This window comes from Halalkalibaculum sp. DA384 (assembly GCF_043951955.1).
Classification (GTDB): domain Bacteria; phylum Bacteroidota; class Rhodothermia; order Balneolales; family Balneolaceae; genus JAMQKA01.
In genome coordinates, this window is record NZ_JBINJE010000038.1 from 1 (window position 1) to 22,845 (window position 22,845).

Genomic DNA, 22,845 nt, shown 5'->3' on the forward strand with positions numbered 1-22,845 from the left:
AATCACCCTAATCATGGTTCAGATTGTTAGTTGTGATAATCTGGCAAAGTATGAGGAGAGTCTGATTTCTGTTTGTCATTCCCTGCCGAGTCAGTGCAGGGGTTGAGGTGCACTTTAGTATAGCATCTTGTCTTTTTTTTAATTTCTTCTTCCTGAAATTAAACTTAATCGCCTGGTCTTTTAGTAGCAAAGAGTCATTTAAACCGTGATTTCGGGGATTGATGTGATGAACCGTGATGGGCAACGAAAAAATCAAAGTCCATCCTACCAATCACCCTAGTCATGGTTCAGACTGTTAGATGTTAATGATTAGCAAGGTATGTGATAGTCTGATTCATACCCGTCATTCCCTGCCGAGTCAGTACAGGGGTTGAAGTGCATGCAGTATAAACCTCAGTTTGGGACTGTATTTTCTCCGATTTCCACATCATCTTAATTTCTTCTTTACCCGGTTCAGCTATTTTTTTATATATCCTGCTATGAAAACCAGATACCTTCTTTTACCTATTTTAGCGGCATCACTCTTGTTTATACCTGAATCGCATGCCCAGCAGAAGCAGCCGGAGTTTACCCGCGCCGATACGCTCCGCGGCTCCATCACTCCGCAGCGGGCCTGGTGGGATGTCATCTTCTACGATCTCCACGCAACAATCATCCCCCCCGATTCCTCGATCTCCGGCCACAACCGAATTGATTACAGGGTCACGGAGCCTCGCAGCGGGCGCTCCATGCAGATTGACCTGATCGCACCACTGCAGATTGACCGGGTGGTACAGGATGAGCAAGAGCTGGAATTCCAGCGACACGACAATGCCTATTTTGTGGACATCCCGGGCGACCAACAACCCGGTGAAATCCACACGGTCACGGTCTGGTATTCCGGCAAGCCAAGAGTCGCGGAAAATCCGCCCTGGGACGGAGGTTTTATCTGGCAACAGGATCGCGAGGGCAACCCGTGGATAGCCACGGCCAACCAGGGGGTGGGCGCCAGCATCTGGTGGCCCAACAAGGATCATCAATCCGATGAGCCCGACAGCATGGGCATCCATATAACGGTCCCATCCTCCATCAAAAATATCTCGAACGGGCGGTTGCGCGACACAACCCGGCATTCTGACAACACAACCACCTGGTCGTGGTTCGTCAACAACCCGATCAACAACTATAATGTGGCGGTAAATGCCGGCAACTACGTGAATTTCAGCGATACCCTGGAGGGCGCCAAAGGCACACTCGATCTTAACTACTGGGTGCTGGAACCGTATCTTCAACAAGCCAGGAAACAGTTTATCCAGACCAAGCCGATGCTGCGCTGCTTTGAACACTGGTTCGGCCCCTACCCTTTTTATGAGGACGGGTTTAAGCTTGTCCACACCCCTCACCTGGGAATGGAACATCAAAGCGCCATAGCTTATGGCAACGGGTTTCAGAACGGGTACCAGGGCATCGACCTTTCCGGCACCGGCTGGGGATTGACCTGGGATTTTATCATCGTGCATGAAAGCGGGCACGAGTGGTTCGGCAACAATATCACCACCCGGGATATTGCCGATATGTGGATTCACGAGGGGTTCACCAATTATTCAGAAAACCTGTTCGTGGAGTGCCTCTGGGGTACGCAGGCGGGAGCCGACTACGTGATTGGAACCCGCGACCGCATCCAAAATGACCAGCCGATTACCGGACCGTACGGCGTCAACCAGGAGGGATCTTCCGACATGTACTACAAGGGAGGCAACCTGCTCCATATGATCCGCCATATTATTGATGATGATTACCGGTGGAAAAATATTCTTCGGGGGCTAAATCGAACATTCCACCACCAAACCATTACCACAGAACAGGTGGAAGCGTTTATCAGCCGGCGCGCCGGGATTGATTTCAGCACGGTGTTTGACCAGTATCTCCGATACGCCGGGATCCCCACGCTACAGTACTATTTCATGGATGGCGATGTTTTCTACCGCTGGAAAGCTGATGTGGAAGAGTTTGACATGCCGGTTGAAGTAAAGCTGGACAATGAGATGTATACGACGATCCGTCCGACGACTAGCGAATGGCGATCCAGCTCCTACCTGCATGCAGGCGACAAGCTGGTTGTCAGCAGAGATTACTATATCAATATCGAGAGGATACAGAAATGATCATTCACCCAATTCCCGGCACCGCGCCTAACCATTTTCGGACTCATTTTTTCGCTGTCGCCTCACCTTGATAGCTATACTCGCGGCAATGACCACGGCCAGTACCACCCAGTTGACCGGATCGCTCAGCATCCTTTTCATTCCCACATAGCTGTCGTTCAGGTATCCTATCGCCATTAAAATGCCGAAAAACAGCAGGGCAGACCAGATGGAATCCTTGATAAGTTGTTTCATTGCTTTATATTTCTGCGCGTTTAAAAATGTATGGCTGAAGAAAACCACGGTCATATGTCGATCGTAAAAATAGGGTATCCAGTTGTCTAATGCATACTGATCCGGGTGTTGTTTTTTTTAATAGGGCTTAACGGAACCTCCTGTTTTGTTGGGAGGGGTAGTACCACCGGCCTTATTGGGTGTCAAGCGGGAGTATTACTCCCCTACAACGAGAAACCGATCATTTTGCAAAGGCCTCTGCCAGGTAAGAACTTTGGAGTTTCGCCACAAAAAAGGACAATAAAATTTCCACTTTATATAACACGGAAAAAACACGAGATTGCATGTGGTCTGAAATTGGGGTTCTGACGGGTGCAGTTTCGGGAAATGCCAGAATGGGACAAACCAGCTGTTTTGCAAAGTCCTGTTACATGATGTTCTGGTAATCAAACAGATGGTTTACCTTCTCTGCAGGGTCGATGGGAAGCAGAAAACAATAGAACTGCTATAAAGACCGCCGAACATGCTTTGTAACACCGCATCAGGCAATGGCAGCGTTTTACGGGTTCACAGGATCTTCATCAAAGAGCACTATAATCAAATTTCGTTTCACCCTTAACACCAGTTCCAACATGAGTGAATCAGCATCCAATTCCCGGCGGCAATCGGCCATCCGGTATATAGCGTATGTTTCTGGGATGTCTGAGAAACAGGCAGAGTTGTTGATAGATCAGCTTGAAAAACAAAAATCACCCCTGCCCGGGCAGCCAGAGAACCGCTTCAAAAATGGAATGGATCAACACCAGATGCTGCGGCTGCTATATGCGGCTATCGACTCGGCCGAGGAGATGATCCTGATCACCGACGCCCGGGATCGCATTGGGGATGAAAAAATTATCTATGTCAACAAGGGGCTTGAGAAAGTAACGGGATATTCACGCGAGGAGCTGATCGGGGAAAATCCCAGAATTTTTCAGGGTCCGGATACAGAGCCTGAAACCATTGAACGGCTGCGCGAGCGACTTTCGGCGGGCAAACGCTTTGAGGGAGAAACATTTAATTACCGGAAGGATGGATCCAAATACCGTGTCCGGTGGAGTATCGACCCGATCAAAAATTCTGACGGCGAGATCACCCATTTTATCTCGGTTCAACAAGATGTGACCCCCCAGTGGGAGCAAAAGGAGCGGCTGGAAAAAATCGTAGAGGAGCGGGAGTCGCTGCTCAAGGAGATCCATCATCGCGTTAAAAATAACCTGGCCGTTATTACAGGCTTGCTTGAACTTCAGTCGGCCAACACAAACTCTGAGGAGACCCAAAATATCCTGACGGAGAGTATCAATCGTATCCAGTCGATTGCGACCCTGCATGAAAAACTTTACGAGACCGGGGATTACAGCAACATTTCACTGCCCGACTATATTTCAGGTCTGCTGCATTACCTGATCCAGACCATGAACGCCGAAGGACGTGATATTACCCTGGATACAGATATTGCTGATATCACGCTCCCCGTAACGCGGGCCGTTCCCCTGGCTTTAATTCTCAATGAGCTGGTAACCAACTCATACAAACACGGTTTTGAAGGGCGTGATGAAGGGCATATCTGGGTTTCCCTGAACGAGGACTCGGGTAACCTGGTACTTACAGTGGCCGACGATGGCGCAGGCCTGCCGGATGATCTTGAAATCGAGCAGCTACAGTCGCTGGGACTTCGGCTGATCAGCACGCTCTGCACCCAGCTTGAGGGAGAGTATACCTTTACAGATCGGGACCCGGGCACTAAGTTCAGGCTCGTATTTCCACTCTCCGTATAGCAGCGGTCTCTCCCCCTTTCTTCTTTATTTCGGGTCATTTGTAAAATCTCCCACTTTCTACCACCCCGCCTCCCCACTTCCTCCCACATCTTCCCATTTTAACAAAAAATCCAAAAATATCACCTGAAAGGACTTAAAAGGTTATTTATAACTCAAAAAAGAACACTTATTTATCGGGATTAGAAAATAATATCGCTTTCCGGGGAAATTCCTTGACATATTGAACGCATTTGGGGTAAATTGTGGGTTGAAGTGGGAGAATGTGGGAGACCCCCGCTATTTTAAATAGATTCCGCGTTAATCGCTTAATCCTGGTATTACGTGCCAAGTTTTAAAGGTCAATATGAACACAGTGTAGACAGCAAAGGCCGCGTGAGCTTCCCGGCCAAGCTGCGCAAAAGTCTGACCCCCGAGGCCCAGGAGCGATTCACTATTTTGCGAGGGGTGGACCCCTGCCTGCAACTCTATCCTTCGGATGAGTGGCAGATGTTTGAAAAACGGCTTTCGAATATTAACAGTTTTTCTGAAGAGGGGCGAACCGTAAAACGACACTTGCTGCGGTATGCGGAAGATATTTCTCTGGATAATCAAAACCGTATTGCTCTCCCTTCACAGCTTATGGAATATGCCGGAATTGATGACAAGGCAATATTTATCGGCAGTGTGGAATATGTCGAGATCTGGTCGCCTGGAAAACTGGCCGACGAAGATTCCGAAGTATCCGATGAAATGTACCAAGAACTTTTTGAGCGTGTGATGGGCAAAGGCGAAATCCATGGAAACACATGATGAACAACATGAACGCGATCCATATTACGAGCACCAGCCGGTGTTGCTTGAGGAGGCGGTGGCTCATCTGGTTACGGATCCGACTGGAGTATATATCGATGGAACGCTGGGCGGCGGAGGCCATAGCGAGGAAATTTTATCGCGCCTGGAACCGGGCGGCACGCTTTTTGGAATTGACCAGGATGACCAGGCGCTCGAGGCGGCCCGGAACCGTCTCGGTGAGGACGAGCGATTTACTGCAATAAAAGGAAATTTCGGATACCTGGCGCGACTGCTCCCTCCGGAGACACGAGGAAATATTTCCGGGTTGCTCCTTGACCTGGGGGTTTCGACCCATCAGATCAAGGAGGCTGAGCGTGGGTTCAGCTTTCAGCAGGAAGGTCCGCTGGATATGCGCATGGGCAACCTCCGGGGTGTTACAGCCTACGAGGTGGTCAACGAATATGAGTATGAAGAGTTACGAGATATCATCTACCATTACGGCGAAGAGCGAAAGAGCCGTGAAATTGCCCGGGCCATTATTGACGCCCGGCCAGTTGAAACCACGACGGAACTCCGCCAGATCATTGAGCGACTGGTCCCGTCTAAATACCAGGTAAAAAGCCTGGCCCGTGTATTCCAGGGAATCCGCATTGAGGTCAACCAGGAACTGGATATGCTGCGCAGTGTGCTTACGCAGGCGCTTGAGCTGGTTAAACCCGGCGGGCGCATTGTGGCGATCTCCTATCATTCGCTGGAAGATCGGCTGGTAAAACGGTTCTTTAAGGCGGGTAACTTTGAAGGAAAAATTGAAAAGGACTTTTACGGCAACGATTTGTCTCCCATTAAAGAAATATCAGACGGTATCATCACACCTTCAGAGCAGGAGGTGCAACAAAATCCTGCAGCTCGAAGTGCGAAAATGCGTGTAGGCGAAATAAAAGAAAAGAGAGGTGAATAATGCTCGTTAAAACCCCATTGAAAGAAAATAAAGACAGGCAGGCCAAACCCAACAAACGGCCGTCTGCCAAAAACAGGAGCCGCCGCCCGGACGGTACCCGCGGGTCAGGCGGCGTGGTTTATGGAAAAAAACGAAAAAAGGAGGAGGCAAAACTTTCGCTTCCCTCCGTGGCCGCATGGAAGCTCATCGTGGGTGCCATCATCATCGGGATGTTGGGTGTGCTGTATCTGAATCATGTTTTTGCCACCCAGCAACTGCTGGCCGAAGTGCAGCAACTGGAGAACGAGTACCAAAAAGCAAAACGCCAGCATGAAGATTATCGGCTGACATACGACCGCATGATTGGTCCCAAAGAGATTTATGAGAAGGCCAAGGATCAGGGTTTTATCAACGGCGGGCCAGCCGACAAGATCATAACGGTTGGGGGAGAATAGCATGCCGGAGGAACGCTCTGCCATAATGGGTCGGCTGTTTGCCCTGTTCGGGTTACTGCTCCTGGTGCCCTGTGCCATAGGCTTCCAGCTTTTCCGTATTAATTTTATGGAGGGAGAAAAGCTGCGTGCCTTGTGGAATGAGCAGGCGATCGACTACATCTCCATCCCGGCTCAGCGGGGCAACATTTATGATCATGACGGAACGTTGCTGGCAACCAACTCGGCAGTCTACAAGGCCGCCATCGATCCCAGGCTGGAAGGTCTCACCCAAAATGACATTTACAAGGTTTGCAAAACGTTGTCTGATTTTACCGGTGTAAGTGCACAGGCCTATCGCAAAAAAATCGACAGGGCGCCGTCCCGTTCGCGCTATGTGGTGCTGGCCGAGGGGTTGAACACCGAGGCTTACCTTCAGCTCAACGCACTGGACATCCGGGCCCTGATATTGGAGGAGGAATACCAGCGGCGATATAATTTTGGGACTCTTGCTGCCCACCTGCTCGGTTTTGTTAACCATGAGGCAAGGGGAGTTATCGGGCTGGAGCATGAATATGACAACCAGCTAAAGGGAACCGACGGGCAGCAGCAGGTTCGCCGCGATCGCAACGGGCGGATTTTTGCCTACGTCGGAGCTCCCCGCAAGCTGCCGAAGCAGGGCTACTCGCTGCATACCACGATCGACTCCCACATCCAGGCCATCCTGGAAGAAGAACTTAAAGCCGGGATCGATCGCACCAAATCCAACTACGGTTCAGCCATTGTCATGGATCCCCGTACGGGCGCCATAAAGGCGATGGCCAATTTTCCCACATTCAACCCAAATACGCCTGCCTCGTCAAAGAGTGAGAACCGTAGAAATTATGCGATTTCGGATATGATTGAACCCGGCTCCACTTTTAAGCTGGTTACGGCTATCGCATCCGTTGAACAGGAGGTTGTATCATTCGATGAAACCTTTGAAACGCCCGAAGATGGAGAAAAGCTTATCCACGGGCAGATGATGCGCGACCACGATCCGCTGGGCAACCTACGCCTGGATGAAGTCTTCGAGCAGTCCTCCAATATAGCCACTGCCGAAATTGCGATGCGGCTTTCTCCCAATGTATTTTACCAGTATGCCCGGAATTTGGGCTTTGGCACTCCCACCAATATTGATCTGCCGAACGAGGAGTCGGGCCGACTCCAGAAGCCGTATGAATGGAGCCAGGTAACCCTGCCGTGGATGGCCATCGGATATGAAGTGCAGGTCACTCCAATTCAACTGCTGCAGGCCTACGCCGCTTTTGCCAACAACGGGAAAATGATGCGTCCCTACATCGTGGAAAAAATTACCGATAGTGAAGAAAATATCGTCCGCCGGAACAACCCTGTCACCGTTCGGCAAATCGCGGACAAACAGACGCTCGACAAACTGCAACCCGTTTTTGAGGATGTAGTAGCCGATTCCGGAACGGCCCGCTGGGTCAAGGTGGAGGGACTTGAAATCGCCGGCAAAACAGGTACTGCCCAAAAATATATCGACGGCCGATACCAGGCGGCCTACCGCGCCTCTTTCGTCGGCTTTTTCCCCGCCGAGAACCCCAAATATGTCTGTCTCGTCGTCCTTGACGAGCCTCAAACCAGTATCTACGGCGGATATACGGCCGGCGTCATCTTTAAGCAGACCGCAATCCGGATTGCAGGACTCGACCGCGAAATTCAGCGGACCCTCGAGAAACCAGCAAATCAGCAGGCGCCCCTGGTACACGTCCCTGACGTACAGAATATGAGCATTGGCAACGCCCGCGCCGTACTGGAATCCCACAATATCGATTTTGAACTGGAGGGATCGGGGAAATGGATTTCCAAACAGACGCCCGCACCCGGAAATACGTTAACAGGTAACAAGGTCATAACATTGACTGCTGCAGACACACCGGCTGCGCAGGCAGATTCAACAGTAAGCAAAGACTACGCGCGAATCCCGGACGTGGGAGGCCTGGATATGCGGCGGGCCGCCGTGATGATCAACAGCCGGGGCTTTAATATTAAGATGATCGGGTCGGGAACCGTTTATACGCAGTTTCCCCGCCCCGGAGACCTGATGAAAAAGGGACGAACCATCACCGTCCGCGGAAAAGCAAAATCACTGGAAACCCTCGCTGGAAAATAATCTGTATGACGTTTGATGAACTCATAAATATTTGTCAACCGCTGGATGTATACGGCACAGAGCCGAACCAGATCGGCGAGCTTACGCAAGATTCGCGTGAGGTACGCGAGGGGTCTGTCTTTATCGCAGTGCGTGGCACCCAGGTTGACGGGCATATGTTCATCGAAAATGCCATATCGCGCGGCGCTTCCATCATTATCTGCGAAGAAGCCTATTATACAGAAAATGATAATATCTGCATTTTTGAGGTAGAAGACACCCGCGCCCTGATGGGTCCCCTGGCCCAGGCGTTTGAAGGATACCCGGCCAGAGAATTGACCCTGGTTGGCGTGACGGGCACCAACGGGAAAACAACGGTAACGAGTCTTGTGTACCAGGCATTGAAACAGCTGGGAGCCCGTCCATCTCTGCTCGGCACGGCAGGCAAACAGATTCAGGATGAAGCGCTGGAGAGTTTGCTTACCACTGCCGATCCCGTTGAACTGGCTCGTGACATGCGCCGCATGGTGGAGGCAAACTCGTCGCACCTCGTCATGGAGGTCTCTTCCCACGCCCTGGATCAGCAGCGGGTAGGCGGACTCCAATTTCAGGTGGCTGCCTTTACCAATTTGAGTCACGACCATCTGGATTACCACACCTCGCTGGACGATTACGCCGCTGCCAAGAAGAAACTGTTTGACAACCTGAGCTCAGAGGCTACGGCAATTGTCAATGGTGACGATGCCAATGCTGCGCTTATGCTTAAAGATTGTAAAGCCCGCAACATAAGCTTTGGTTTTACTGATTCCGCAGATCTGCAGTGCCATCTTGTAGCCAGTAATTCAGAAGGAATTACACTGGATATCGGCAACACCCGGGTCAGCAGTCCGCTGGTTGGCAGGTTTAACGCCTACAATGTGGCATTGGCGTTTCTTATATGCCGTGCCCTTGACTACGATAACCAGGATATTGCACGGGTCCTCGGCAGTGCCAAGGGGGCAGCTGGTCGGCTTGAGCGGGTTCAAACCGGCAAAAAGGATAAACAGCCGCTGGTTTTGGTGGACTACGCCCATACCCCCGACGCGCTTGAAAATGTGCTGAGCACACTCCGGGATTTAAAGGAGGAGTCTCAGCAACTGCACCTTGTCTTCGGCTGCGGCGGCGATCGCGACAAGGGGAAGCGACCCAAAATGGCTGCTGTGGCGGAGCGCTATGCCGACCGGATTATCGTCACCTCCGACAATCCACGCAGCGAAGATCCCGATGCCATCATTGATGACATAGCAAAAGGATTTTCCCGGGAGTCGACCGCAGAGCGAATCACAGACCGCCAAAAAGCGATCCGGAAGGTGATCGCGCGTTCACCGCAGGATGCCATCATCCTGATTGCAGGAAAAGGCCATGAAACCTACCAGGAAATTGGAGACAAGCGACATGAGTTTGATGACCGCGAAATTGCCCGGGAGGCCCTGGCCGAGCGAAATGAACATTCCAAACCCGGGGAGGTAGCCTGATGCTGTACGAACTTATTCACTGGCTGGAAATACAATATCAACCCCCCGGGTTTAGTGCATTTGAATTTATCACCACCCGGAGTGCGGTTGCCGCAGCCATGGCCCTGTTTATCAGCCTGTTAATCGGGCGAAGTATCATTCACTGGCTGGAGCGAATGCAGCTTCGCGAGGTAATCCGTGAGGATATCGGCCTGGATTCCCATCTCAACAAGGCCCATACGCCCACGATGGGCGGAGTTATTATCCTGCTGGCAGTTTTGATTCCCGCACTGCTGTGGATGAAAATGGACAGCATCTATACCTGGATGATTGTACTGGTCACCCTGCTGCTTGGGATCGTCGGTTTTGTGGATGATTATATCAAGGTCGTAAAAAAGGACAAATCTGGCCTGCACAGTCGTTTTAAACTGGCTGGACAAATCCTCGTGGGCCTGGGACTTGGAGCTGTACTCTACTTCTACCCCGATTTTTCTGAATTCAACACGCTATCGACAGTACCGTTTTTAAAAAGCGTGAATATCGATTACGCAATCTTCGGAGAAGCCCTCGGCTGGATTGTCTACATCCCGGTTGTGGTATTTGTCATTACGGGTGTGAGCAATGCAACAAATCTCACCGACGGCCTGGATGGGCTCGCAGCCGGAACATCCGCTATTGCCGGACTCATCCTGGGCATCTTTGCCTATGTTTCCGGGCGTACCGACTTCTCCAACTTCCTGGATATTATCTATCTGCCGGGCGCCGGTGAACTGACCATCTTTTGCGCTTCACTGGTGGGGGCCTGTATGGGATTTTTATGGTATAACACGCATCCCGCATCGGTATTTATGGGAGACACCGGTTCACTGGCACTGGGAGGTGCATTCGGGGCCCTGGCCCTGATGCTGCACAAGGAGCTGCTGCTGCCCATTGTCTGTGGAATCTTTTTTGTAGAAACCTGCTCGGTCATCATACAGACACTCTGGTTTAAATACACCCGGAAAAAATATGGAGAAGGGCGCCGTGTTTTCCTGATGACCCCGATCCACCATCATTTTGAAAAGAAAGGTTGGCCGGAGTCGAAAATCGTTGTGCGATTCTGGATTATCGCGGTACTTCTCGGAATTCTCAGCCTGTTAACCCTGAAATTGCGATGAAAGAAGTTAAAGGTCGACATATCGTGGTAATAGGTGCCGCACGAAGCGGCATGGCTGCAGCTTCCCTGCTTCATAAAAAGGGAGCCCGGGTGTTTGTGACTGACAGCAACACAATTTCGGAAGCAACCCGGCAACACTTCCAGGCGCTGGGTATACCGTATGAAGAAAACGGACATACCGAGCGTGCCCGCAAAGCTGAATTTGCGGTAGTAAGTCCCGGCGTGCCCACGGAAGCACCGCTCGTGCAGCAATATCTCAAATCCGGGAAGAAAGTATACTCCGAGCTTGAGGTGGCGAGCTGGTTTAACGATCGGCCTGTTATAGCGGTGACGGGCAGCAACGGGAAAACAACCGTCACAAGCTGGCTGGGCCATACCTGGAAGCAGGCCCAAAAACAATCGACCGTGGCGGGAAATATCGGGTACGCTTTTTCAGATAACATTGACGGTATCGATCAGTCCGGGGACGTGATTCTGGAGGTCAGCAGCTTTCAGCTCGACCATATCGAGGAGTTTCATCCGAAAGTGAGCTTGATTTTGAATATCACGCCGGATCACCTGGACCGGTACCAAAACAGCATGGAACAATATGCACAGTCGAAATTCCGGATAACTGAAAATCAAACGGCGGACGACTGGTTCATCTACCACTACGATGATCCGATCGTTCGCAAACATGCGGAAATGCTCAGTAAAAAGGAGGATGCCCCCCGCCTTCTGGCCTTTTCAAATCGGTCGGAAGTGCCCGAGGGCGCATTCGTTCGCGATGACAACATCATCTTTAAACTCAATAACAGCGAAGAGGTACTTATGCCGATTCATGAAGTTGGACTTAGCGGTACGCATAATCTGAACAATGGTCTTGCCACCGCGCTCGCGGCCCGCGTCTCAGAAATTCGTAATGAGGTAATTCGCGAAAGCCTCAAAACCTTTGAGGGGGTAGAACACCGGCTTGAGCTGGTACGCACGGTTGATGGTGTCAGGTATATCAACGACAGCAAGGCCACCAATATCAATGCCGTCTGGTATGCACTGGACAGCTACGACATGCCGATGGTACTGATCCTGGGAGGCCGTGACAAGGGCAACGACTACAGGGACCTGATTGAGCAGATCCGTAAAAAAGTACACACCATCGTGGCGATCGGTGAAGCGCAACACAAAATTGAACAACAGCTCGGCACCGTAGCGCCAAATTTCGAATTGGCCAACACACTGCCTGAAGCGGTTAAAATCGGCCAGCAGTATGCCAAGCGCGGTGAAATAGTGCTGTTGAGTCCCGCTTGCTCCTCCTTCGACATGTTTGACAACTACGAACACCGTGGAGAGGTTTTCAAGAAAGCGGTAAATGACTTGTAAATCACGACCATCAAGGCCAGATGACAGCTATTTTGAGCTTCATCCTGGTGGACAAAATGACCGGTTTTATCTATTACTTTAACTCTGGAAAAACCACAGTAAACACGCATTGATATACACGACGCCAAATAACAATATTAAATCGGTTCTGGGCAGAACTCCGGAAGAGGTGGATTCCGGCAGGCAGGCCAGTGACCGCCCATTGCTGGTATCCGTGATCATCCTGATGGTATTCGGGGTACTGGCGGTATATTCCTCCATCGTCTATTTTGCCGAAAGCAACGGTACTTCAGCCGGATCACTTGTGGTTGGCCACACGGTTAAGCTGGGGATCGCATTCCTGGTCATGCTGATCATTTCGAAGATCAATTATCGCAACATCGCTAAGCTGAGCCGCTTTGCAATGATTACCAGTTGGATTCTGTTGCTGATCACCATGGCATATGGTACCGAACTTTTTGGAGCCCGGCGCTGGCTGTTCATCGGTGGCTACTCCTTTCAGCCGGCCACATTCGCCTCCGTAGCACTGATTATTCACGTGGCCGTGCTGCTCGAGGAGAAGCAGGAATACATCAAGGACCTGACGCGCTCGTTTCTCCCGATCCTGTTTTGGGTGGGAACCACCTGTTGGTTAATTGGTATGGAAGATTTCAGTACCGCCGGTGTATTGTTGGCGATCTGCCTGCTAATGATGTTTGTGGGACGCGTCAGCATGGTGCACCTGGGAATGCTCATTATAGGCGGAATGATCGCCGGCAGCGCCTTAATTATGCAATCTCCCGAGCGCCAAAGCCGTATCGAAGGCTATATCGACCAGATTACCGATATCAAAAGTGAAGAGTTTAATGTGGGTGAAGGATACCAGGCCCAGCAGGCACAGATCGCCATTGCACAAGGCAATATCCTGGGAGTGGGAATCGGCAAGAGTACACAACGCGATTTCCTGCCGGCCCCTTACAACGATTTCATATTCGCAATCATCGCCGAGGAGTACGGGATGGTTGGCTCCATGCTGCTTATTCTGCTTTTTTCCATAATTCTGCTCAGGGGCATCGCCGTTATTGCAAAAAACGCGATGGATCCTCTCGGCACATTCCTGGCCGTGGGCTGTACGCTCAATATCGCTTTATACGGGTTTATTAATGCAGGGGTAGCCAGCGGACTGCTGCCGGTTACGGGTCTGCCGATGCCCTTTGTAAGTTACGGGGGATCCAGCATGCTTTTTGCAGGATTGATGGTTGGTATTCTAATGAATATTTCCAAGCACGACAGCAAGCGAAAAAAAGTGTTTTATGCGTAGCCGTTCAAAGAACATATCATCAACGACCACACCGGCCCCTGGTGCCGCGGGCAGGCCTCGCATACTCATCGCGGCCGGGGGCACGGGGGGGCATGTCTACCCGGCCATCGCCATTGCCGATGCGTTGAAAGCGGCACGCCCGGAGGCTGAAATCCTTTTTGCGGGGACACGAGATCACATGGAGTGGCACGCAGTACCGGAAGCCGGCTATGATATCCGAAGTATCTGGATCAGTGGATTCCATCGCCGCCTGACGCTTAAAAACCTGCTGTTCCCCGTAAAGCTTTTAACAAGTCTTGTTCAGAGTTACCGCATCATCAGTAATTTTAAACCGAATATTGTCGTCTCCTGCGGTGGTTATGTGGCGGGACCGGTGGGCTGGGTCGCAGTTAAGCGGGGACTTCCCCTGGTTATCCAGGAGCAGAACAGCTACCCCGGCGTAACCAATCGCCTGCTGGGTAAAAAGGCGGAACATATATTTACCGCTTTTGAAGAGGCCAACAGCTATTTCCCTGAAAATAAAACAACCGTGGCCGGTAACCCGACACGCTCGGAGCTGGCCGATGCAGATGCAGCTTCCGCATATCAGGCGTTTGGTTTCAAAGCGGACAAGCGAACCCTGCTGGTACTGGGAGGCAGCGGCGGTGCACGTGCTATTAATGAGGCGATGGCCGCCAACATTGATACCCTGCACAACAGCCAGGAACTCCAGGTCATCTGGCAGTGCGGCCGAAGTTACTACGACAAATACCGAAATCAAGTTAATGCCGGAGAGCTTCAAAATCTCAGGCTCAAGGATTTTCTTAACAATATGGATCAGGCATATGCTGTGGCCGACTTGGTGGTAAGCCGGGCCGGTGCCCTCTCCTGTTCGGAGCTGGCCCTTACCGGTAAAGCCAGTATCCTGGTACCCTCGCCCCACGTGGCGGGCGACCACCAGACCAAAAATGCCCGCTCAATGGCAGATGAGGGTGCGGCGGTGCTGCTGAAGGATAGTAAATTACAAGAAACTCTCGCAGCGCTGGTTGCCAAGCTGATGAATGACCAGGAACGCCTGAAGGCGATGCAAAAGGCGGCCCTGAAGCTGGCCCGACCCCATGCCGCCCGCGATATTGCAACTGAAATTTTAACGCTGGCGGAAACCAGCAAGCAAACGGAGTAGTATTCGCAAGGCGTGGCTGAGAGTCGAACTATACTCTCATGCAGGGACGCCGGGTTGGTTGGGAGCGCAACTCCCTCCAACGCCATAGATGAAACAGGTAAAAATTTTATGAGCAACGAAAAAAAGATACAAACGCAGCCCATTTTCGGACGGACCCGCCAGATCCATATGGTGGGAATCGGGGGGATCGGTATGAGCGGCATGGCTGAAATTCTGCTGCAAAAAGGTTACCGCGTGACCGGCTCCGATGCCAACATGAGCGAAACGGTTGAGCGGCTCCGGGAACTGGGGGCCAGTGTCCTTATCGGCCACAACGCAAGTAATATTGAAGGCGCCGATGTTGTCGTTTATACCAGCGCCGTAAAAGCCACAGAAAACATTGAAACCCGGACCGCCCTGGAACAGGGAATCCCGGTCATCAAGCGCGCCGAAATGCTGGCCGAACTGATGCGGATGAAGTACGGCATCGGCGTGGCGGGAACGCACGGCAAAACCACGACGACCACCATGATCGGTCATGTGGTGCAGGATGGCAGTTTTGACCCTACAATCATTGTCGGCGGCAAAGTCCACAGCTTTGACAAAACGAACGCTGTGGTGGGCACCGGTGACGTCATAGTGGTGGAAGCGGATGAGTTTGACCGTACCTTCCTGCGGCTGCGCCCCTCACTGGCCGTAATTACAAATATCGAGGCGGAACACCTTGATATTTACAACAACCTGGAGGATGTAAAGGAGGCCTTCGTAGAGTTTTCCAACAAGGTTCCCTTTTACGGGGCTGTGACCGTATGCCTGGATGATCCGAATATACGCAGTATTATCCCGAAAATTGACCGCCGGATCCTCTCGTACGGGCTGACGCCCCAGGCAGCGGTACGGGCTGTTGAGCTGGAAATGGACCATTTCCGGACCACCTTTACCGTTCTCCACGAGAATGAGGAACTGGGCACCATTACGCTGAACGCACCGGGCCGGCACAATGTAAAAAACGCCCTGGCCGCGGTGGCCGTGGGACTGGAACTCGATATCGATTTTGCACAGATAAAGTCAGGACTGGAACGGTTTGAGGGAGTATTTCGCCGCTTCCAGCTGAAAGCAGAACACGATGATATAATGGTGATTGATGATTACGCTCACCATCCCACGGAGGTCCAGGCCACCCTGAACGCGGCTCGCGAGGGCTGGAACGACCGACGCATTGTAGCGGTATTTCAGCCGCACCTGTATTCGCGGACGCAGGAACTTTACCAGGAATTCGGATCCTCATTCTTTGATGCGGAGGTGTGCGTAATAACGGATGTATATCCCTCCCGGGAAGAACCGATCGAAGGGGTCTCCGGCCGCTTAATTGCGGAGGCGGCCAGGGAATACGGCCACCGGAAGGTGCATTATGTAGAAGACAAAACCGGGCTCCCCGGCCGGCTAAAAGAGATTGTACAGCCGGGAGATATTGTTATCACGATGGGAGCCGGCGATATTTATAAATTTGGCGAACAGTTTGCAGAGGCACTGAAAGCCGGGCTGGAGAATATGAACTGAAACTCTGAATCTGCATAACCACCTTCTCCCGTGGAGCTTCGCCCAGCGCGAAACGGGCTGAATATGGAAAGAAGACCGAAACTTTTAATTTGATCAAAATGATAGCCGAAAACGACGGATGACCAAACAGAATAAACAACAGAGCGAAGATCAACCGGCTAAGGGGCTAAACCTTGCCCCCTGGCTGGCGAGCGTGTTGCTGTTACTCGTGGTGGCGGTGGCGGCCGGGGTCTACTGGAATCGCACCATGATTATACGTGATGTTGAGTATACCGGTCATCACTTTGTTACGGAGCAGGAATTGACCGAGCAGGTTCACATTCCCACCGGTATATCCCCGGACAGCGTAGATTTTATGGCCATTATCAATAAGCTGGAGACTGTTCCCTATGTAAAACAGGCCGATGTGAATGTAGAACCCAGCGGCAACCTCAGCGTCCATGTAACAGAACGGCAGCCGATTGCCATGCTGGCCAACGGAGAGAATAAAATCTATGTGGACCAGGACGGCATCCGGCTTCCGCTCAAGTTGGGGAAAACGGTGGATGTGCCGATAGTATACGGGTTTCAAACGGCTCCCGTGAGCGATACGCTGACGTCGGGGTCGTGGGACCAGGTGCGCAGCTTTTTGATGGAACTTAACAACAGTTCATTCAGCCGGGCCACAATCAGTGAGATTGCATGGACAGACAGTGAGGGCATTGTGGCCCTCAGCCATGAAAACGGTGTGAAACTGGTGTTTGGGAAAGGTGAATTTTCCCGGAAATTCCGCAACTGGAAGGCGTTCTACTCCGAAGTGGTCCGGGAGAAAGGAATCCGGAAGATGCGGTCCGTAGATCTCCGTTTTGAAGGCCAAATTGTGACCCGCGAAAGTTGACAAGTTGAATTGGGGGCGGGAGTCGGCTCTCACCCGGCAGTATGATTAATTGGGAATCACAGTTTTATGACGTTACTCCGGGAGGATCGGGCGCATTTTTTTGATCCCGGAACCGGGATGACATCGGAAAATGAATTGAATTACAATAACAAAAACAGTACGCGAAGTAATCGCTAATAATATGGACATGGAAGAACAAGATAGAATTGTTGTCGGTCTGGATATAGGAACCACCAAGGTGTGCGCCATTGTTGCCTCAATCGATCCGCAGGATCGCATCCATATCCTGGGGGTGGGAAAGTCGCCCAGTGATGGCTTGAATCGCGGCGTGGTTGTCAATATTGACAAGACGGTCAACGCTATTCAAAGTGCCATCGAGCAGGCCCAGCTGGCCTCCGGTATCGAAGTTAATTCGGTCAATGTGGGTATTGCAGGCGACCACATCCGCAGCATGCGCAGCAAAGGCGTCATCACCATCAACAACAAAGACAACGAAATCACTGTCAACGATGTGGAGCGCCTGTTGGAAGATTGCCAGCGCATCATGCTGCCGACCGACCAGCAGATTATCCATGTCATTCCGCAGGAATTTGTGGTAGACGGGCAGGATGGCATCAGCGACCCGGTGGGCATGAGCGGCATGCGCATGGAGGCAGAAGTCCATATTATCACCGGCCTTGTATCGGCAGCCAAAAACATCTACCGCTGCGTGGAACGGGCGGGGTATGAAGTGGCAGACATCATCCTGGAGCCGCTGGCTTCCTCCTATTCGGTTCTGGATGAAGAAGAAAAAGAGGCCGGCGTCGTGCTCGTGGATATCGGAGGCGGCACCACCGATGTGGCTATCTTCCAGGACAATACGATCCGGCATACGGCCGTCATCGCCATCGCCGGCAAAAAGGTTACCGATGATATTCGCGTGGGGCTCAGCGTGCTGGACGACCAGGGCGAAAAGCTCAAGCGGGAGCACGGCGAAGCGTTCGTCGACATGATTGAAGAGGAAGAGGTGATTACCGTTCCCGGCATTGCCGGCCGGCCGCCCAAAGAGATTACCAAAAGCATCCTGGCCAAAATTATCCAGGCCCGGATGGAAGAGATTCTGGAAATTGTTGCCATCGAGGTCAAACGCAGCGGCTACGCCGATGCCCTGAGTGCCGGGGTGGTCCTGACCGGCGGCGGTTCCCTTATCAAAAATGTATGTCCCCTGGCAACCGAAGTACTCGGTATGGATGCCAAGATCGGGAAACCGCTGGGACTCAGCGGGGGACTCATTGAAGAGGTCAATAACCCGATTTATGCCACTGGTGTCGGGCTCGTGATGCACGCCATCAAAACGGGAAGCGGTGCCATGAACCAGGCGATCATCCCCTCCTCCACGAAGGGTTCAAGCGTGGAAAAAGTGATGAATCGGATAGCCGAGCGAATGAAGAGCTGGTTCAAAGAGCTGTAGCATCTGAGACTTTAATGATCTTCACCAGATGTACTGACATGTAAGAAGTGAATATGACATTTACAAACCATGCAACCATGTTCAATTGATTTTTTCGAATCGAAAAAAATCCGGGACGCCGGATAAAAACCCCATAAAAAGAGCAATCAGATAATCAGAAGAGAAATAAAAAAGCAATCTAAAAAGGAGTTACTTATGTCAAATCTCAACACGCGTTTTAGTTTTGACGAGAACGGTCAGGACTCAGCGAAAATCAAGGTGATTGGTGTTGGTGGCGGTGGCGGTAATGCCGTCAACAACATGATAAACAAAGGATTAAGCAGCGTAGAATATGTTGCGCTCAACACCGATGCCCAGGCCCTTAAAAACAGCCTGGCTGATATTACAATCCAGGTCGGTTCCAACCTGACCGGCGGTCTTGGTGCAGGAGCGCGCCCGGAGATCGGGCGCGAAGCCGTAGAAGAAAACCGTCACGAAATTGACGATGCCATCGAAGGCGCCGACATGATTTTTGTGACCGCCGGCATGGGAGGCGGAACAGGTACCGGGGGAGCGCCCGTTGTATCCGGCATTGCCAAGCGAAAGGGCATCTTGACCGTTGCCATCGTTACCACCCCATTTGAGTGCGAAGGTCCCAAGCGCATGCGCTATGCCACCGAGGGAATCAGCGAGCTCAAAAAGAACTGCGATACGGTTATCGTTATACCCAATGAGCAACTTCTGGAAATTGCCGACGACAATACCACGCTGATGGAGGCCTTTGACAAGGCCAACGAGGTGCTCTACAATGCCACGCGCGGCATCTCCGACCTGATACTGATGCCCGGCCTCATCAACCTCGACTTTGCGGACGTGCGCACCACCATGCTCGACGGTGGAGCCGCCATCATGGGTTCGGCCGCGGCAACCGGCGAAGACCGTGCCGAAATTGCGGCTCGAGAGGCGATCAACTCTCCCCTGCTCGACGGGGTCAGCATCCGCGGTGCACGCAACGTGCTGGTCAACATTTCGGCCGGATCCAACCTGGGCATGAAAGAGACGACCACCTCTACCAGCATCATTCAACAGGAGGCCGGTGAAGACGCCGAAATTATCCTGGGTACGGTGCTCGACGACGAGATGGAGGATGAACTGCGTATTACTGTCATCGCCACGGGATTTGACCTGAATGAAGAGGGTAAAACTGCTCCTTCCGCCGACCAGGAAAATGCCGAGGCTCAAGACACCAAGCAGAAGCTTGAAAAATCAAAACGCCAGGCCATGAGCGGGCGCAGTGGTTACTCTCCAACCGGTGAGCCGTTTTACAAAGGGGAATCAAACCTGAAGAAACTCGACTCTCCGGCCATTTCCCGACATGGAGTCAATTACAGTTCCGAAAAGAAGAAACAGGAAAAAGAAGAGGAGCAGCAACACAAAAAAAATGAGGGCGATACGCTCCTGAATAACCGCCGTGAGCGAATCGACAAAAGTGACACTGATCAGCCTGCGTTCCTGCGCAAAATTATGGACTGACGGTTTCCTGCACAACGCGCCCTGAAAGCGCGATTATCCTTTTTTGATTGCTGAATATCCTTATATAGGAGGGGATTTGTCCGCCCGCTTGCGGGCATGATTCCCAAACTATAGATTGCTAAACAGAGAAGGAGTCCTTTGAACGGGACTCCTTTTTTAATATGTCCGGGAAATATTTTATTGGTCTTTCATCCCAAAGCCGTCCATCAGGCCCCGGCCGCTTCCACCGGTATATCGAGATTAAATCCCGTATTATAGGTCTGATCGACCTGGAATACTCCGTTCAGCTGGCGGGTCAGGGTAAGAATAAGCTTCATGCCTAACGTTTTTTGCTTTGCAGGGTCAAAGCCTTCGGGCAGGCCGATGCCGTTATCCCGGACAGAAATAAGAATTTCCTGCTCTCGCTCCCGCATCTTTACAAAAATAGTTCCGCTCTCCCGACCCTTAAACGCGTGAATATAGGAGTTGAGAAGCAGTTCATTGAGGATCATGGCCAGCGGCACGGCCTTTTCAATCTCCAGGGTAATATCATCTGAGTCGATATGAACATCGATCGCCTGATCCACCTGCTTGAAAGAATGACTCAGCCGGTTCGAAAGTTTCAGACAAAATTGCTTGAGATGCACATTGTCAATAGCGTTGGTCTGGTGCATCGTTTCATAGACGATGGCCAGTGACCGCAGCCGGGCATGGGAATCCTTGAGTGTCTTCTCCACCGATTCCTGTTCTCCGGTTTTCAGCTGGAGTTCGAGCAGGGCCAGCACCATGGTCAGGTTGTCCTTCACCCGGTTATTTACCCGATCAAGCAGCTGGTCGCGCTGTTCCAGGGCTGCCTTCAGTGATGATTTTCGTTCTTCCAGTTCTTCAGTCTGTTCTTCGACCTTCGCCTTCAGGTTGTCATTCCAGGACCCCACAAGGTAGATTCCCCCCATGCCGGCAGCCATCACGAGCCCGATAGAGATCCAGGTGATGATCTGGAAAGAGCCGGTAATTTTGGCGAAGTTTTTTTCCACGCTGCTGGGCATACCCGCCATCTCCTGCTGCATGCCCAGCGACCCCAGCACATTGGCTCCCACGATAAACAGCGTTAAAACCACGACCACGCTCAATATAGCCGTATAGATCCACTTCAGTGTTACGTCAGGCTCAGGGATTTCAAAATAATTGGACTTCACCCGCTCTATCGAGGGAGTGCAGAAGTAGAGCAGCGGCCCCACCAAAATCATAGACTGAAGGAACGTACCGGTCCACCATCCCTTCCAGATAGTAAATGTCTCGGCCGCAGAGAGATCATGATACAAACTCCAGACGAATGACCCCAGCGAGCTGGCCAGCGCAGCAACAAACGCTACGGTGGTAAAGAAGGCTATTCGCTTGAGATTATCGGGGCGTGGACTTACAGGCAGGCTGTGGTAACAGAGGGCAAATATTGCAAGACCCAGGATAAAGGCGACTCCGAAAAGCAGCGCCCAGTGTATCGGCATGTATGAAGAATAGGCAATGAGGAAAGCGGAAAGAAACACCGGTATGAATCCCCATTCAAAGCCGACCCAAAACATAACAAGGGTGCCCAGAAAGAGCGGCGGGTACATCATAAAAAAGGTGTAGAGCGATTGGTACTCATCACCCATTAACGCCCGGGGCGGGGAGAGCAGAAATACCGAGATTATACTGGCCGCAATAAAAAAAATCCAGATTACAAACAGCAGCTGCACCCGGCCATCCGCTAGCGAATATCGCTTCAGCAGGTAATCCAGTGGAATGGGATTCCACCTTTTCTCTGTAGATCTTTCATATAATGACTGAATACGATCGTTTCCCATCCGTTGCACGCTATTCTTTTAAGATAAATTATAAATTAAAGATTTTTAATATGTTTAAAAATTCTTTTCCTGCAGCTGCTCTTTTCCTGCTGAAAAAGCCAGTTTGTGCAACGTTTTTTTGATCTTCCGTGTACTTTTCAACACCCGGAGATACAAACTCTTTCTGACATAAAAAACGCCGGTGTCCTGTATTCAGGGCACCGGCGCTTATTTTGAGAAGTCTTGGCAAAACCGTTGTTTTGCCCGATTTCATCATTTTCGGATCACTACGCCTTGTTGGCGATCACCTCTGCTTCACTAAAAAAATAGGCGGCCTCGAGCTTGCCGTTTTTCACGGAATCGGAACCGTGGATAATATTTTCCCCGACACTGTCTGCAAAATCAGCACGGATGGTCCCCTCATCGGCCTCTTCAGGGTTGGTAGCCCCGATGAGAGACCGAAAATCTTCGATCGCATTTTCCTTTTCCAGGATCATCGGCACGCAGGGTCCGCTGCTCATAAAATCGCAAAGCTCGTCGAAAAAGGGTTTATCCCTGTGAACAGCGTAAAATCCTTCAGCAGTATCGCGGGTTAATCGTGTCATTTTCATTGCCACGATATCAAATCCCGCCTCCTGTATTCGCCTGGTAACTTCACCAATTAACTCTTTGCGTACACAATCAGGTTTTAAGATCGTAAGTGTTCGTTCTACTGCCATTATTCAGT

General features: G+C 51.4%; 19 protein-coding genes. 15 read left to right on the forward strand and 4 right to left on the reverse strand.

Translation table 11 applies throughout. The features are described from left to right. The first annotated feature begins 479 nt into the window (after positions 1-479). Positions 480-2,144, forward strand: coding sequence for a M1 family metallopeptidase (locus ACG2E4_RS15880; protein WP_395277188.1), 1,665 nt, complete (start codon positions 480-482; stop codon positions 2,142-2,144). A 27-nt stretch (positions 2,145-2,171) separates the two neighbouring features. Here ACG2E4_RS15880 and ACG2E4_RS15885 read toward each other — a convergent pair whose 3' ends face one another. Then, positions 2,172-2,378 carry a hypothetical protein gene (locus ACG2E4_RS15885; protein WP_395262075.1) on the reverse strand — a complete coding sequence of 69 codons (207 nt, stop codon included), beginning with the start codon at positions 2,376-2,378 and terminating at the stop codon, positions 2,172-2,174. 611 nt (positions 2,379-2,989) lie between these two features. Between ACG2E4_RS15885 and ACG2E4_RS15890 the strand changes: the two genes are divergently transcribed. The 14 genes from ACG2E4_RS15890 (at position 2,990) to ftsZ (ending at position 20,316) form a co-directional block, all read left to right on the forward strand. Further along, complete coding sequence (locus tag ACG2E4_RS15890) at positions 2,990-4,174, forward strand: sensor histidine kinase (RefSeq protein ID WP_395277189.1); 1,185 nt, start codon at positions 2,990-2,992, stop codon at positions 4,172-4,174. A 321-nt stretch (positions 4,175-4,495) separates the two neighbouring features. Next, positions 4,496-4,963 (forward strand): division/cell wall cluster transcriptional repressor MraZ, encoded by a 468-nt coding sequence (gene mraZ / locus ACG2E4_RS15895; protein WP_395262077.1) that lies wholly within the window; start codon positions 4,496-4,498, stop codon positions 4,961-4,963. Then, positions 4,950-5,903 carry a 16S rRNA (cytosine(1402)-N(4))-methyltransferase RsmH gene (gene rsmH, locus ACG2E4_RS15900; protein WP_395262078.1) on the forward strand — a complete coding sequence of 318 codons (954 nt, stop codon included), beginning with the start codon at positions 4,950-4,952 and terminating at the stop codon, positions 5,901-5,903. Before mraZ ends, rsmH begins: the two co-directional genes overlap by 14 nt. Continuing rightward, positions 5,903-6,337, forward strand: a complete 435-nt coding sequence (locus tag ACG2E4_RS15905; RefSeq protein ID WP_395277190.1) for a hypothetical protein — start codon at positions 5,903-5,905, stop codon at positions 6,335-6,337. The genes rsmH and ACG2E4_RS15905 overlap by 1 nt, the downstream gene beginning before the upstream one ends. 1 nt (position 6,338) lies before the next feature. After that, positions 6,339-8,489, forward strand: a complete 2,151-nt coding sequence (locus tag ACG2E4_RS15910) for a penicillin-binding transpeptidase domain-containing protein (protein WP_395262080.1) — start codon at positions 6,339-6,341, stop codon at positions 8,487-8,489. A gap of 5 nt (positions 8,490-8,494) precedes the next feature. Continuing rightward, positions 8,495-9,982 (forward strand): UDP-N-acetylmuramoyl-L-alanyl-D-glutamate--2,6-diaminopimelate ligase, encoded by a 1,488-nt coding sequence (locus tag ACG2E4_RS15915; RefSeq protein WP_395262081.1) that lies wholly within the window; start codon positions 8,495-8,497, stop codon positions 9,980-9,982. Then, positions 9,982-11,118: a phospho-N-acetylmuramoyl-pentapeptide-transferase gene (mraY, locus tag ACG2E4_RS15920; RefSeq protein ID WP_395262082.1), complete on the forward strand. Its 1,137-nt coding sequence runs from the start codon at positions 9,982-9,984 to the stop codon at positions 11,116-11,118. Before ACG2E4_RS15915 ends, mraY begins: the two co-directional genes overlap by 1 nt. Next, positions 11,115-12,476: a UDP-N-acetylmuramoyl-L-alanine--D-glutamate ligase gene (gene murD / locus ACG2E4_RS15925; RefSeq protein WP_395277191.1), complete on the forward strand. Its 1,362-nt coding sequence runs from the start codon at positions 11,115-11,117 to the stop codon at positions 12,474-12,476. The genes mraY and murD overlap by 4 nt, the downstream gene beginning before the upstream one ends. 109 nt (positions 12,477-12,585) lie before the next feature. Then, positions 12,586-13,776, forward strand: a complete 1,191-nt coding sequence (locus tag ACG2E4_RS15930) for an FtsW/RodA/SpoVE family cell cycle protein (RefSeq protein WP_395262084.1) — start codon at positions 12,586-12,588, stop codon at positions 13,774-13,776. Continuing rightward, positions 13,769-14,938, forward strand: a complete 1,170-nt coding sequence (gene murG, locus ACG2E4_RS15935; protein WP_395277192.1) for an undecaprenyldiphospho-muramoylpentapeptide beta-N-acetylglucosaminyltransferase — start codon at positions 13,769-13,771, stop codon at positions 14,936-14,938. The genes ACG2E4_RS15930 and murG overlap by 8 nt, the downstream gene beginning before the upstream one ends. 108 nt (positions 14,939-15,046) lie before the next feature. Then, positions 15,047-16,477 carry a UDP-N-acetylmuramate--L-alanine ligase gene (murC, locus tag ACG2E4_RS15940; protein WP_395277193.1) on the forward strand — a complete coding sequence of 477 codons (1,431 nt, stop codon included), beginning with the start codon at positions 15,047-15,049 and terminating at the stop codon, positions 16,475-16,477. Between the two features lie 118 nt (positions 16,478-16,595). Further along, the gene (locus ACG2E4_RS15945; protein WP_395262087.1) at positions 16,596-17,354 is read left to right on the forward strand and encodes a cell division protein FtsQ/DivIB; all 759 of its coding nucleotides are present in this window, start codon (positions 16,596-16,598) and stop codon (positions 17,352-17,354) included. A gap of 187 nt (positions 17,355-17,541) precedes the next feature. Further along, positions 17,542-18,804, forward strand: coding sequence for a cell division protein FtsA (ftsA, locus tag ACG2E4_RS15950; protein WP_395262088.1), 1,263 nt, complete (start codon positions 17,542-17,544; stop codon positions 18,802-18,804). Between the two features lie 195 nt (positions 18,805-18,999). Continuing rightward, entirely contained in the window at positions 19,000-20,316 is a 1,317-nt protein-coding gene (gene ftsZ, locus ACG2E4_RS15955; protein ID WP_395262089.1) for a cell division protein FtsZ, read from the forward strand. A gap of 206 nt (positions 20,317-20,522) precedes the next feature. Here the strand turns inward: ftsZ and ACG2E4_RS15960 are convergent, their stop codons facing one another. From ACG2E4_RS15960 to ndk, 3 genes are read right to left on the reverse strand one after another with little or no spacing between them, the layout of a single operon-like run. Further along, positions 20,523-22,139, reverse strand: a complete 1,617-nt coding sequence (locus ACG2E4_RS15960; RefSeq protein ID WP_395277194.1) for a sensor histidine kinase — start codon at positions 22,137-22,139, stop codon at positions 20,523-20,525. 28 nt (positions 22,140-22,167) lie between these two features. After that, on the reverse strand, positions 22,168-22,395 hold the full coding sequence (locus ACG2E4_RS15965; protein WP_395262091.1) for a hypothetical protein: 228 nt from the start codon (positions 22,393-22,395) through the stop codon (positions 22,168-22,170). A 10-nt stretch (positions 22,396-22,405) separates the two neighbouring features. Continuing rightward, positions 22,406-22,837, reverse strand: a complete 432-nt coding sequence (gene ndk / locus ACG2E4_RS15970) for a nucleoside-diphosphate kinase (RefSeq protein WP_395262092.1) — start codon at positions 22,835-22,837, stop codon at positions 22,406-22,408. Positions 22,838-22,845: the final 8 nt, after the last annotated feature.